We start from the raw sequence: 13,646 nt of genomic DNA on the forward strand, positions 1-13,646 counted from the left end.
GGCGCTCTTGATCGCCTTCCTGGCCGGCGTCTTGGCCGACTTGACGGCCTTCTTGGCTTTCACGGCCTTTTTGGCCTTCACGACCTTCTTGGCCTTGGCCGGGCTCTTCGCCTTCACGGCCTTGCGCTTGGTCTTCTTGGCGGCTTTCACGGGGCAATCCTTTCGTGGCGGAAACGTCAGATATTGAAAGGCTGGTCAGGGCGGGCTGGTCCCGCATTGGTTGGGGCAATTGGTGCCGTAAAACCAGAGCTTTGCCAAGCTCTTTCGGCTGGAGGAAAGTTCAACCGGGGTCGAAATTTAGGCAATGGATACAGGGGGTGAAGGCGGTACGTCCTGCCACTTCCATGACCCCTTGACGGGTAAAGGTCCGTGCCCTTATCAACGATGTAACTAATGACGGTGATGGCTACGGCTGCACCGCGTTTGAGGAGGCGAATATGTCCGAGACGTCGGTGAATACCGGCGGGCACGGGGCGCATGGGGACGAGTCCCATGGCCGCGATCCGTTGGGGCGTGACACCGTCCCGAAATACCTCGCCTACAATGCGCTGCACCGCCGCGACCGTCCGGCCATGCGGGAGAAGGACCTTGGCATCTGGCAAAGCTGGACCTGGGGGGAGGTGGCCCAGCAGGTTGAAGCCATTGCCGGCGGCCTGAAGGCGCTGGGGCTGCGCCGCGGCGACAAGATGGCGATCATCGGCGACAACCGCCCGCAGCTGTATTGGACGCTGGGGGCGATCCAGGCGCTGGGCGGCGTGCCGGTGCCGGTTTACCAGGACAGCGTGGCCGACGAGGTCCAGTATGTGCTCGAGCATGCCGAGACCCGCTTCGTGCTGGCGGAGAATCAGGAGCAGGTCGACAAGCTGCTGTCGGTGCGCGACCGCTTGCCACATCTGGAACTGATCCTGTTTTCCGATCCGCGCGGCATGCGGCATTACACGCAATCCTTCCTGCACAGCCTGGATACGGTGATGCAGAGCGGTCGCGCCTACGGCCAGCAAAACCAGGGCTTTTTCAAATCCGAAATCGACCAGGGCAAGGGCAGTGACCTCGCGCTGATCTGCTATACGTCGGGCACCACGGGCCGCCCCAAGGGCGTGATGCTGAGCCAGGACAATGTCGTGCGCTCGGCCAATCTGGCCATAAGTTTCGATCGCATCAACGAGAAGGATGAGATTCTCGCCTACCTGCCGCTGGCCTGGGTGGGCGACAACTTCATCTCCTATGCCGAGGCGACGATCGCCGGCTTCTGCGTCAACTGCCCGGAATCGGGCGAGACGGTGCTGACCGACCTGCGCGAGATCGGACCGACCTATTTCTTCGCGCCGCCGCGCATCTTCGAGGGTTTGCTGGCCACCGTGATGATCCGCATGGAAGACGCGGGGGCCTTCAAACGCGGAATGTTCAAATACTTCATCGCCGTGGCCAAGCGCGCCGGTCGCAACATCCTGGAGAAGAAGCCGGTGGGGATCGTCGACCGGCTGCTCTATGCTCTCGGCGACCTGTTGGTCTACGGCCCGCTTAAGAACGTTCTGGGACTCAGTCGCCTGCGCCTGGCCTATACCGCCGGCGAGGCCATCGGGCCGGATATCTTCGATTTCTTCCGGGCGCTCGGTATCAACCTGAAGCAGCTCTATGGCCAGACCGAAAGCACGGTCTATCTCTGCCTGCATACGGATGTCGACGTGAAGGCCGATACGGTCGGCCCGCCCGGTCCCGGCATCGAGCTGTATATCGACGAGAAGACGGGCGAGGTGATGTATCGCAGCCCCGGCGTGTTCGTTGGTTACTATAAGAACCCGGAGGCCACGGCCGAGACCAAGACGGCCGAGGGCTGGGTGCATACCGGCGATGCAGGCGTGTTCACCGATAATGGCCATCTGCGCATCATCGACCGCGCCAAAGATGTCGGCCGGCTCAACAGCGGTGCGCTGTTCGCCCCGAAATTCGTCGAGAACAAACTGAAGTTCTTCCCTTCCATCAAGGAAGCGGTGGTCTTCGGCAATCAGCGCGATTATGCCACGGCCTTCATCAATATCGATCTGGCGGCCGTCGGTTCCTGGGCCGAGCGCAGGGCCATCCCCTACACTTCCTATACCGATCTTGCCGGCCGGCCCGAGGTCTATGCGCTGGTGAAGGGCTGTATCGAGCAGGTCAACCGCGACTTGGCTTCCGACAGCTCGATGGTCGACAGCCAGATCCGCCGCTTCCTGATCCTGCACAAGGAGCTGGATGCCGATGACGGCGAACTCACGCGCACCCGCAAGGTGCGCCGCCGCACCATCGCCGAACGTTACGGCGACCTGATCGAGGCGCTGTACAGTGGCCAGCCCGATGTTGCGGTGGATGCGAAAATTACCTTCGAGGATGGCCGCACTGGCAGCTTCAAGGCCCAGCTCAGAATCGATGACGTGGCGGTCCAGAGCGCCATGCGGAAGGTGGGATGATGACGGCGATGATGGCCGAAAAGACTGGCAAGACCATCGGCGATGTCATGCTGAAGGTAGAGAATATCTCGCTCAGCTTCGGTGGCGTGAAGGCTCTCACCGATATCAGTTTTGAAATCCGCGAGCGCGAGGTGCTGGCCATCATCGGGCCGAACGGTGCCGGCAAGTCCTCGATGCTCAACTGCATCAACGGCTTCTATCATCCGCAGCAAGGCACCATCACCTTCAAGGGCACGCCGCGCCAACGCATGCGGCCGCATGAGGCGGCCAAGCAGGGTATCGCCCGCACCTTCCAGAATATCGCCCTGTTCAAGGGCATGTCGACGCTGGACAACATCATGACCGGCCGGTTGCTGAAGATGAAATCCGGCCTGCTGGCCTCGGCCTTCTACAAGGGGCCGGCCGAGCGCGAGCAGATCGAGCATCGCGCCTTCTGCGAAAAAATCATCGACTTCCTGGAAATCGAGGCGATCCGCAAGGTGCCAGTTGGCCGGCTGCCCTACGGTTTGCAGAAGCGCGTCGAGCTGGCGCGCGCGCTGGCCGCTGAACCGACACTGCTGTTGCTGGATGAGCCGATGGCAGGCATGAACCTGGAAGAGAAGCAGGACATGTGCCGCTTCATCCTGGATGTGAACGACGAGTTCGGCACCACCATTTGCCTGATCGAGCATGACATGGGTGTGGTGATGGATATCTCGGACCGCGTGGTGGTGCTGGATTACGGCCGCAAGATCGGCGACGGCACGCCCGACGAGATCAAGAACAACAAGGATGTCATTGACGCCTATCTCGGCGTGCAGCATTAGGGCGGACGGACGGATGGCATTTTTCCTCGAAGTCCTGATCGGCGGCCTGATGGCCGGGGTGATGTACTCCCTGGTCGCGCTTGGTTTCGTGCTGATCTTCAAGGCGTCTGGCGTGTTCAATTTCGCTCAAGGCGCCATGGTGCTGTTCGCCGGGCTGTTCTTTGTCGGCTTCCTGCAGAAGGGGGTGCCGATCTGGCTCGCCATCATCCTCACCCTGGGCGTGATGGTACTGCTGGCGGTCGCCATCGAACGGCTGGTGCTGCGCCATCTGGTCAACCAGGAAGGCATTATCCTGTTCATGGCCACCATCGGTGTGTCGTTCTTCATCGACGGTTTTGGTCAGTCGATCTGGGGTTCGGGCGTGCAGACGCTTGATATTGGCATCCCCACCGATCCGATCCTGCTGATGGATGGCGATATCCTGATCCAGTCCTTCGATCTCTGGGCGGCCTTGGTCGCCGGCTCGCTGCTGGCCGGGCTGGTGATTTTCCAGAAGACCCGGATCGGCCGCGCGTTGCGGGCGGTTGCCGATGACCACCAGGCGGCGCAGTCGGTCGGCATTCCGCTCAATGTGATCTGGATCATCGTCTGGGCCATCGCCGGCATGGTCGCCCTGGTTGCCGGCGTGATGTGGGGGTCCAAGCTGGGTGTGCAGCCGGCGATTGTCGGCCTGGCGCTGAAGGCGCTGCCCGTGCTGATCCTGGGCGGATTCACGTCCGTCCCCGGCGCTATCGTCGGTGGCTTGATCGTGGGTGCCGGCGAGAAGCTGGCCGAAATTTATATCGGGCCGTTTTTTGGTGGCGGCATCGAGAACTGGTTTGCCTATGTGGTCGCGCTGGGCTTCCTGCTGATCAGGCCACAGGGCCTGTTCGGCGAACGTATCATCGAGCGCGTCTAGGGAAGGGCGAAGCGGATGCTGTATCGCGAGTCCGGTCAGTTCAAGACCAGTTATCCCGCCGATCAGGCGATCTTCACGATCCCGCAGGATCGGATCTTCTTCGCGCTGCTGATGCTGGTGGCCGTTTTCGGCGTGCCGGTGGTGGCGACTGACTATCTGTATACCGCGCTCATCATTCCCTTCCTGTGCATGGCGCTGGCGGCGCTGGGCCTGAACATCCTGACCGGCTATTGCGGACAGGTATCACTGGGCACCGGCGCCTTCATGGGCGTGGGCGCAGTGGCGGCTTGGAACCTGGTGTTCCGCGTCCCCGAGCTGAACCTGCTGGTGGCCTTCATTCTCGCCGGCCTGGTGGCGGCGCTGGTCGGCGTAATCTTCGGCCTGCCCAGCTTGCGCATCAAAGGCTTCTATCTGGCGGTGGCAACGCTTGCGGCGCAGTTCTTCCTGCCCTGGGTCTTCGTCAAGTTCGGCTGGTTCACCAACCACAATCCCTCCGGCGTGATCACCGTGCCGCGCATGGACCTGTTCGGCTGGGTGATCGATACGCCGGTGGAGAAATACCTGTTCGCGCTCGGCGTCGTATCGGTGCTGGCGCTGGCGGCCAAGAACATGGTGCGCAGCAATCCAGGCCGGCAGTGGATGGCGATCCGCGACATGGACATCGCCGCCGAGATCATCGGCATCCGCCCGGTGGTGGCCAAGCTCACTGCCTTCGCCGTGTCGTCCTTCTACATTGGCGTTGCCGGTGCGCTGTATTTCTTTGTCTATCTCGGTTCGGCCGAGCCTGACGGCTTCAATATCAATCTGTCATTCCAGGCGCTGTTCATGATCATCATCGGCGGTCTGGGGTCCATCCTGGGCAGCTTCCTCGGCGCCTTCTTCATCCTGCTGGTGCCGATCTTCCTGACGCGTGGCCTGCCGCTGATCGGCTTCGACATGTCGACGGCCGCGATTGCCCATACTGAATTCATGGTTTTCGGCGCGATGATCGTCTTCTTCCTGATCGTCGAGCCGCACGGCCTTGCCCGCCTGTGGCAGATCACGAAGGAAAAGCTCCGGGTTTGGCCATTTCCGTACTGAAGTGCGTAAACCCGGCTTTGTCGGGCCTGTATCGCGTGTTAGGTTTCACTCAACCCGCCTGAACGGACGGGACAAATGGGAGGACTACAAATGCGTGCCAAACATTGGTGCCTGGCCCTTGCGGCTGGCGTAACGCTGCTCGGGGCGAGCTATACCGCTTCGGCGCAGGAACAGCTGATTCCGTCGATGGTCTATCGCACCGGCCCGTTTGCGCCGAGCGGTACGCCGACGGCTGACGGCTTTGCCGACTATATCGCGCTGCTGAACAACCGCGACGGCGGCCTCAATGGTGTGAAGCTGAAGGTCGAGGAGTGCGAGACCCAGTACAACACCGAGCGCGGCGTCGAATGCTATGAACGCCTCAAGGCGATGGGCGGTACGATTTTCAGCCCGTATTCCACCGGTATCACCTATGCGCTGATCGACCGCGCGCCGACCGACAAGTCGGTGATCTTCTCGATGGCCTATGGCCGCGCCTCGGCGATGGTCGGCAACATCTTCCCTTGGGTGTTCAACGCCCCGGTCACCTACTGGTCTGGCGCTTCGGCGGCAATCCAGTTCTTCGCCAAGGAAGCTGGCGGCAAGGACAAGCTGAAGGGCAAGAAGATTGCCCATGTCTTCATCGACATTCCCTATGGCAAGGAGCCCAACCCGGTTCTGCAGAACTATGCACAGGAACTCGGCTTCCAGCTCGAGCTGGTGCCGGTCCCGGCGCCGGGTCTGGAGCAGAAGTCGATCTGGCTGCAGGTGCGGCAGATGCGTCCGGATTTCGTCTTCCTCACCGGTTGGGGCGCGATGAATGCTGTGTCGCTGAAGGAAGCGGCGGCGGTGAACTTCCCGCGTGAGAAGATTCTCGGCGGCTGGTACACCTCGCAGGACAGCGATGTAACGGCAGCCGGTCCAGCCGCCAAGGGCTTCCGCGGCCTGACCTTCCACAGCGCCGATCGTGATCTGGAAGTGCTGAAGCAGATCAAGACTCGCCTGGTCGACAAGGGTCTGGCCAGCCAGAACGGCAAGCATCTGGGCGAAATCGGTTATGTGCGTGGTATCTTGAACGCCATGTTCACCACCGAGGCTCTGCGCGCCGCACAGGCGCAGTACGGCAACAAGGTGATGGATGGCGAACAGTCCCGCTGGGGCTTTGAGAACATCAACCTGACGGACGACAAGCTCACCAAGCTTGGTCTGAAGGGTTTGATCCAGCCGATCAAGATCTCCTGCGACAACCATCAGGGCGACGGCAAGATGCTGATCGTGCAGTGGGAGGGCGACAAGTGGAAGACCGTCAGCGACTGGCTTGCACCCGAGAACCAGAAACTGATGCCGCTGTATCTGGCTGGGGCGGAACAGTATCAGCGCGAGAAGAACATCCCCTCGCGCTCCTGCGCCAAGTCGTAAGCCAAGCCATCCCCGCCGGTTCGCCGGCGGGGATTTTCTTACTCTTCGAACCGAGCCGCCCATGACAGCCCAGCCGCTGCTTTCCGTCAGCAATATCGAGGTGATCTACAATCATGTCATCCTCGTGCTGAAGGGGGTGTCCTTGCAGCTGCCCAAGGGCGGCATCGTTGCCCTGCTGGGCGCCAATGGCGCCGGCAAGACCACGACGTTGAAGGCGATTTCCAACCTGTTGCGTGCCGAACGAGGCGATATCACCAAGGGCCAGATCGATTATCATGGCGAACGTATCGACCAGCTCAATCCCTCCGCGCTGGTCAAGAAAGGCCTGATCCAGGTGATGGAAGGCCGGCATTGCTTCGCCCATCTCACTATCGAGGACAACCTGCTGACTGGCGCCTATACCCGCGGCGACGGTAACAGGGCAATCGAGCGCGACCTCGAGATGGTCTATTCGTACTTCCCGCGCCTGAAGGTGCGCCGCAAGTCGCTGGCCGGCTATACCTCGGGCGGTGAACAGCAGATGACGGCGATCGGTCGCGCGCTGATGAGCAAGCCCGACACCATTCTGCTGGATGAGCCCTCGATGGGCCTGGCGCCGCAGCTGGTGGAGGAGATTTTCGAGATCGTGCACAAGCTGAATAAGGAAACCGGCGTCAGTTTCCTGATCGCCGAGCAGAATACCAATATGGCGCTACGCTATGCTGATTACGGCTATATCCTGGAGAATGGCCGCATCGTCATGGATGGTCCAGCCGATAAGCTGCGTGAGAATTCCGACGTGAAGGAATTCTATCTGGGTCTTGGCTCGGGCGGGCGCATGAGCTTCCGCGATACCAAGCATTATCGCCGCCGCAAGCGCTGGCTGTCCTGATTTTATTCTCGAGGAGACAAGTGTGGCGCGTGCAGTGAAAAAGGCCGTCAAGAAGCCGGCGAAGCCCCGGGCAAAAAGCAAGGTCCGTGCGGATGAATATCTCGACAGGCGTGAGACGCGGAAGCCTGCTGCCCGTCTAAAGGCGCAATTGACTGCTCTGCAGGCGCTGGTCGCGCATGCCAGGAAAGCCAGTCCGTATTATCGCGCATTACTGAAAGACGTGAAACCGGGCAAGCTCACCTCGCTGGCCGAGCTGGCGAAGCTGCCGGTCACGCGTAAATCCGATCTGGGGCCGCGCCAGAAGGCCAAACCGCCTTTGGGGGGACTCGAAGCCGCCAAGCCGGGCGAGATTGCGCATTACTTCCAGTCGCCTGGACCGTTGTATGAAGCCTATCCGCATCCGACGGCAAAATCGAAGGACCCATTCCGGTTTGGCCGCGCCATGTGGGCAGCCGGCTGCCGCCCCGGCAATCTGGTGCACAACACCTTTTCCTATCATCTCACGCCGGCTGGTCGACTGACCGAGGGTTCGGCGCATGCCATCGGCTGTCCGGTCTTTCCGGCCGGCGTCGGCAATACGGAATTGCAGATCGATGCCATCGCGCAACTGCAGCCGCGCGTCTATTGCGGCACGCCGTCCTTCCTGAAGATTCTGCTGGAGAAAGGCCGCGAGCTCGGCAAGCCTGTGACGTCACTGAAAAAGGCGCTGGTCGGCGGCGAAGCGCTGCCGCCGTCGCTGCGCGCCGAGCTCAAGGCGTTTGGTGTCGATGTGCTGCAATCCTACGGCACGGCCGAACTTGGCCTCGTTGCCTACGAGTCTTTCGCCATGGAAGGCATGATCCTGGACGAGGATGTGATCGTCGAGATTGTGCGGCCGGGCACCGGCGATCCGGTGGCGCCGGGCGAAGTGGGCGAGGTGGTGGTCACCGTGCTGTCCAACACTGTCTATCCGATGATCCGGTTCGCCACTGGCGATCTTTCGGCCGTGCTGCCGGGCGCCAGCCCCTGCGGTCGCACCAACACCCGCATCAGGGGTTGGATGGGCCGCGCCGACCAGACCACGAAAGTGAAGGGCATGTTCATCACGCCGGGCCAGATCGCCCAGGTCGCCGCCCGTCACCCCGAGGTGGCCAGGGCCCGGCTGGAGGTCAGCTCGCAGAACAATGTCGATATCATGGTGCTGAAAATCGAGCTGAAAAAGGGCGATGCTGCCGCCTTGAGCAAGGCCGTGGCGGAGACCGTGCAGGCGGTCTGCAAGCTGCGCGGCCAGGTCGAGGTGGCGGCGACCGGCAGTCTGCCGAATGACGGCAAGGTGATCGCCGACCTCCGTACCTACCAGTAAGGACCGGAAACCGCTAAACTCCACCGCATCATGGCGTTGGCAGTCCAAGGACTCGCCTGCATCCGCGGCGAGCGTCAGCTTTTCTCCGATCTGAGCTTCCGCCTCGCTGCCGGCGAGGCGCTGCTGCTGCGCGGCCCGAACGGCAGCGGCAAATCCAGCCTGTTGCGCCTGCTCTCGGGCTTCCTGGAGCCGGCGACCGGCGCCGTGCTGTGGAACGATGTGCCGGTGGCGGATGACGCCGAGGCCCATCGTGCCCGACTGCTGTATCTCGGCCATCAGGACGCGGTAAAGCCGCAACTGACCCCGGTCGAGAATCTGGTTTTCTTTGCGCAGTTGCATGGCGCTGCTGTGAATGCCGCAGAAACGCAGGCCGTCGCGGCGCTGGACGCTGCGGGCCTGTCGCGTCAGAAGCGACTGCCTGCGCGCTATCTGTCGGCCGGCCAGAAACGCCGTCTGGCGCTGGCTCGTCTGCTGATAAGTCCGGCGACGCTCTGGCTGTTGGATGAGCCGACCAATGCGCTCGACTCTGCGGCCACGGAATGGCTGGGCACCATTCTGGAGGCGCATCGACAGCGCGGGGGCATGATCATTCTGGCCAGCCATATTGCTGTGCCGCTGCCCACCGCGCGGCAACTGGATCTGCCCGAGGGCCGGCTGGCATGAACGCCTTCCTCGCCATCGTCATGCGCGACCTGCGCCTGGGCTTCGGTGCACAGGGCGCGATGCTTACCACACTGCTGTTCTTCGTGCTGGCTGTTAGCCTGTTCCCGCTTGGCGTGGGACCGGAGCCCCAGATGCTGGCGCGCATTGCCGCTGGGGTAATCTGGGTCGCGGCGCTACTGGCTGCCCTGCTGTCACTTGATCGCCTGTTCCAGACCGATCAGGAGGACGGTACGCTCGATCTGCTGGCGCAAGCGCCGCTGCCGCTCGGCCTTGTTGCACTGGCCAAGACGCTGGCGCACTGGCTCACCACCGGATTGCCGCTGAGCCTGATCGCGCCTGTCCTGGCACTACTGCTGCACATGGAGGCTTCCGGCATCCCGGTGCTGCTGCTGGCGTTGCTGCTCGGTACGCCGTCGCTCAGCCTGATCGGCGCAATCGGTGCGGCGCTGACTCTGGGGGCGCGGCGGGGCGCCGTGCTGGTGCCATTGCTGACCTTGCCGCTGGTGATTCCCGTGCTGATCTTCGGCGTCGGTGCGGTGGAGGCTTCGCTATATGGCCTGTCGGCCACGCCGCACCTGCTGCTGCTCGGTGCCTTCCTGGCGGCGGCCGTCGTGCTCAGTCCCTTCGCCATTGCCGGCGCGATCAAGCTGGCCCTCGAATAATCCGCAGCTTATATACTCAGCCTATGTTCCACGCCCTAGCCAATCCCGCCCGTTTCCTGCGCCTGATGGCGGTTATCCGCCCCTGGGCCGCCGGCGTGGCCGTGCTCGGCCTGGGAATTGGCTTGGTCTGGGGCCTGCTTTATGCGCCGCCGGACTACCAGCAGGGCAATACGGCGCGCATTATGTATGTGCATGTGCCGGCCGCCTGGATGGCGCTGTTCATTTATGCCTCCATGGCGGTGGCCTCGGGCGTGACCCTGATCTGGAAGCATCCGGTGGCCGAACTGGTGGCCAAGGCCTCGGCGCCCATTGGCGCGGCCTTCACGATCATTTGTCTGATTACCGGCTCGCTCTGGGGCAAACCGATGTGGGGTACATGGTGGGAATGGGATGCCCGGCTCACATCCATGCTGATCCTGTTCTTCCTCTATCTTGGCTATATCGCGCTCTGGGAGGCCTTCGACGATCCCGCGCGTGCCGGCCGGGCGGCCGCCATCCTGGCCTTGGTCGGCGTGATAAACCTGCCAATCATTAAGTTTTCCGTGGATTGGTGGAACACCATGCACCAGCCGGCCAGCGTGCTGACCCTGTCGGGCCCGAAAATCCATGCCGATATCCTCTGGCCGCTGCTGATCATGGCGATTGGCGCCAAGGGCTACTACGTCTGGCTGCTCAGCCTGCGGGTGCGGGCGGAAATTCTCAGCCGCCAGGCCCGTATCCTGCGGTTCAGCGCCGCGACGGATCGCCGCGCCGGCTAGCAGCCGGGGTAGCCGGCGGGGGCGTAAGGCGGTATTTTCCGCTGGGTGGCCGCAGGGGCCAGAAGAAACAAAGGGTTATTCCGTGTATTGGGGTTCGCTGGGCGACTTCCTGGCCATGGGCGGGCACGCGGCCTTCATCTGGCCTTCTTTTGCCCTGGCGCTGGTCGTGCTGATCGGCCTGGCGCTGCAAAGCCGCGCCGCCATGAAGACAGCCGAGCGTGAACATGCCGAGGCGCGGCAGGATGCCGGCCGCGACGGAGCCGGGGCATGACGCGCAAGCAGAAACGCCTGATGGCCGTGCTCGGCCTGGTTGGCGGCCTTGGTGTCGCTGTTGCCTTGGTGCTGTCGGCCTTCAACGACAATCTCGTCTTTTTCTATTCGCCATCCGACATGGTTGAAAAGCAGGTCCAGCCCGATAAGCGGTTCCGTCTCGGAGGCCTGGTGCTGCAGGACAGCGTGAAGAAGAATGGCTTGGTGACCGAGTTCGTCGTCACCGATCTGCGCAATACTGTGAATGTACGCTATACTGGCATGCTGCCCGATCTGTTCCGCGAAGGGCAAGGTGTGGTGACGAATGGCCGGCTTGATGCGCAGGGTGTCTTCATTGCGTCTGAAGTGCTGGCCAAGCACGACGAGAAATACATGCCGCCAGAAGTGGCCGATGCCCTGAAGAAATCCGGACAATGGAATGAAGGGCAGGGGCATAACGACGGCAAGGCGCCAGACCGCAAGCCCGGATCATGATTCCTGAGCTTGGTCATATCGCGCTGATCCTGGCGCTCTGTCTCGCGCTGGTGCAGGGACTGCTGCCGTTGATCGGCGCGGCGCGCGGTATCCAGAGCTGGATCGCGATGGCGCCGCAGGCGGCCATGGGCCAGGCAGTGCTGGTCGCTTTCGCCTTCGGCTGCATGACCTATGCCTATGTGACCTCGGATTTCTCGGTACTGAATGTGGCCGAGAACTCTCACACCCTGAAGCCAATACTTTATAAAATCAGCGGCGTTTGGGGCAATCATGAAGGGTCGCTGCTGCTGTGGATCCTGATCCTGGTAATCTTCAGCGCCGCGGTTGCGCTGTTCGGTGGCAATCTGCCGGCGACACTGAAGGCGCGCGTGCTGGGTATCCAGGGTCTGATCGGCGTCGGATTCCTGAGCTTCATCCTTTTCACTTCCAATCCCTTCGCGCGCCTGCTGCCGGCGCCATTGGAAGGTCGCGGCCTCAATCCGTTGCTACAGGATCCTGGCCTCGCTTTTCATCCGCCGTTTCTCTATCTCGGCTATGTCGGTTTCTCGGTGGCGTTTTCATTCGCCGTCGCCGCCCTGATCGAGGGGCGCGTCGATCCGGCCTGGGCGCGCTGGGTGCGGCCCTGGACGCTGGCGGCCTGGTGCTTCCTCACCATCGGCATCGCGCTCGGCTCATGGTGGGCCTATTACGAACTGGGCTGGGGCGGCTGGTGGTTCTGGGACCCCGTGGAAAACGCCTCGTTCATGCCTTGGCTCGCCGGCACGGCCTTGCTGCATTCCGCCATCGTGGTGGAAAAGCGCGACACTCTGAAAAGCTGGACCGTGCTGCTGGCTATTCTGACTTTCTCCCTCAGCCTGCTTGGCACCTTCCTGGTGCGTTCGGGGGTTATCAATTCGGTGCATGCCTTTGCCAGCGATCCAACGCGGGGCGTTTTTATTCTCGCTTTCCTCGCGCTGGTCGTCGGTGGAAGTCTTGTGCTGTATGCGTGGCGCGGGCCTGAGTTGCAGGCCGTTGGAGTCTTTGCCCCGCTCAGCCGTGAAGGCGCATTGATCCTGAATAACCTGCTGCTGGCGGTGGCCTGCGCCGCAGTGTTGCTCGGCACACTTTATCCGCTGGCGCTGGATGCCATTAACGGCGCCAAGGTTTCTGTCGGACCGCAATATTTCAATGCGGTGTTTGTGCCGCTGATGACGCCACTAGTCGCTGCCGTGGCGATCGGCCCGCTGCTGGCCTGGAAGCGTGGAGATCTAACCGCTGCGCTTGTTCGGCTGCTGCCAGCTGCCGTTGCCGTGATCGTGGCGCTCTGCATTGGACTGCTGATGCTAGATGGTCGCAGTTTCATGGCGCTGCTCGGCCTGAGTCTTGTCGCCTGGCTCGGGCTTGGCGTGCTTTGCGAGCTGGCGTTGCGCGTCAGGCTTTTTGCAGCGCCGTTTGCCGATAGCCTACAGCGTGCCCGCGGCCTGCCGCGTGCCGCCTGGGGCATGACGGTGGCGCATCTGGGCGTGGCGCTGCTGGTGCTCGGCATCACGGTATCCGAGACCTGGCAGGTGGAAGTGCAACAGGTGATGAAGCCCGGCGATGTCGTCAGCGTCGGCCCTGTGCAGTACCGCTTTCATGGCGTGACACCCTTGAAAGGCCCGAACTATACCGCCATGCAGGGCCGTTTCGAGGTGATCGAAGGCGGTGTCGTCGTGCGTGAGATGCTGCCGGCCCAGCGCCGCTACCAGCAGCCGCCGATGGAAACCACCGAGGCTGCTATTCATTCCTCACCGCTGGCCGATCTCTATGCCGTGGTGGGTGAGGGCGATGCGGCGCGGGGCTGGGCTGTGCGTCTGTACTGGAAGCCGCTGGTTTCGTGGATATGGCTCGGCGCGCTCATCATGGCTCTGGGCGGGTTCCTGTCCTTGAGCGACCGTCGCCTGCGTGTCGGTGCGCCGCTGCGTCGCCGTGCGACGGCAGGGGTGGCGGAGTAGGTCA

13 protein-coding genes are annotated in these 13,646 nt (G+C 62.3%); all 13 read left to right on the forward strand.

The window, feature by feature from the left end:
- Window positions 1-437: 437 nt before the first annotated feature.
- Entirely contained in the window at window positions 438-2,447 is a 2,010-nt protein-coding gene (locus tag AC1RRT_RS12870; RefSeq protein WP_493014201.1) for an AMP-binding protein, read from the forward strand.
- Complete coding sequence (locus AC1RRT_RS12875) at window positions 2,444-3,253, forward strand: ABC transporter ATP-binding protein (RefSeq protein WP_493014202.1); 810 nt, start codon at window positions 2,444-2,446, stop codon at window positions 3,251-3,253. The genes AC1RRT_RS12870 and AC1RRT_RS12875 overlap by 4 nt, the downstream gene beginning before the upstream one ends.
- Window positions 3,254-3,266: 13 nt before the next feature.
- Window positions 3,267-4,151 (forward strand): branched-chain amino acid ABC transporter permease, encoded by an 885-nt coding sequence (locus AC1RRT_RS12880; protein ID WP_493014203.1) that lies wholly within the window; start codon window positions 3,267-3,269, stop codon window positions 4,149-4,151.
- A gap of 15 nt (window positions 4,152-4,166) precedes the next feature.
- Entirely contained in the window at window positions 4,167-5,231 is a 1,065-nt protein-coding gene (locus AC1RRT_RS12885) for a branched-chain amino acid ABC transporter permease (RefSeq protein ID WP_493014204.1), read from the forward strand.
- A gap of 90 nt (window positions 5,232-5,321) precedes the next feature.
- Window positions 5,322-6,629 carry an ABC transporter substrate-binding protein gene (locus tag AC1RRT_RS12890; protein ID WP_493014205.1) on the forward strand — a complete coding sequence of 436 codons (1,308 nt, stop codon included), beginning with the start codon at window positions 5,322-5,324 and terminating at the stop codon, window positions 6,627-6,629.
- 61 nt (window positions 6,630-6,690) lie between these two features.
- Window positions 6,691-7,500, forward strand: coding sequence for an ABC transporter ATP-binding protein (locus AC1RRT_RS12895; RefSeq protein WP_493014206.1), 810 nt, complete (start codon window positions 6,691-6,693; stop codon window positions 7,498-7,500).
- Window positions 7,501-7,522: 22 nt separating this feature from the next.
- Window positions 7,523-8,842: a phenylacetate--CoA ligase family protein gene (locus AC1RRT_RS12900; protein ID WP_493014207.1), complete on the forward strand. Its 1,320-nt coding sequence runs from the start codon at window positions 7,523-7,525 to the stop codon at window positions 8,840-8,842.
- Between the two features lie 30 nt (window positions 8,843-8,872).
- The gene (gene ccmA / locus AC1RRT_RS12905; protein WP_493014208.1) at window positions 8,873-9,505 is read left to right on the forward strand and encodes a heme ABC exporter ATP-binding protein CcmA; all 633 of its coding nucleotides are present in this window, start codon (window positions 8,873-8,875) and stop codon (window positions 9,503-9,505) included.
- Complete coding sequence (gene ccmB / locus AC1RRT_RS12910; RefSeq protein WP_493014209.1) at window positions 9,502-10,167, forward strand: heme exporter protein CcmB; 666 nt, start codon at window positions 9,502-9,504, stop codon at window positions 10,165-10,167. Before ccmA ends, ccmB begins: the two co-directional genes overlap by 4 nt.
- A 23-nt stretch (window positions 10,168-10,190) precedes the next feature.
- Window positions 10,191-10,925 (forward strand): heme ABC transporter permease, encoded by a 735-nt coding sequence (locus tag AC1RRT_RS12915; protein ID WP_493014210.1) that lies wholly within the window; start codon window positions 10,191-10,193, stop codon window positions 10,923-10,925.
- Between the two features lie 82 nt (window positions 10,926-11,007).
- Window positions 11,008-11,196 carry a heme exporter protein CcmD gene (gene ccmD, locus AC1RRT_RS12920; protein ID WP_493014211.1) on the forward strand — a complete coding sequence of 63 codons (189 nt, stop codon included), beginning with the start codon at window positions 11,008-11,010 and terminating at the stop codon, window positions 11,194-11,196.
- Window positions 11,193-11,669 (forward strand): cytochrome c maturation protein CcmE, encoded by a 477-nt coding sequence (gene ccmE / locus AC1RRT_RS12925; protein ID WP_493014212.1) that lies wholly within the window; start codon window positions 11,193-11,195, stop codon window positions 11,667-11,669. Before ccmD ends, ccmE begins: the two co-directional genes overlap by 4 nt.
- The gene (locus AC1RRT_RS12930) at window positions 11,666-13,642 is read left to right on the forward strand and encodes a heme lyase CcmF/NrfE family subunit (protein ID WP_493014213.1); all 1,977 of its coding nucleotides are present in this window, start codon (window positions 11,666-11,668) and stop codon (window positions 13,640-13,642) included. Before ccmE ends, AC1RRT_RS12930 begins: the two co-directional genes overlap by 4 nt.
- Window positions 13,643-13,646: the final 4 nt, after the last annotated feature.

Source organism: Ferrovibrio sp. GW821-FHT12B10, assembly GCF_058807515.1.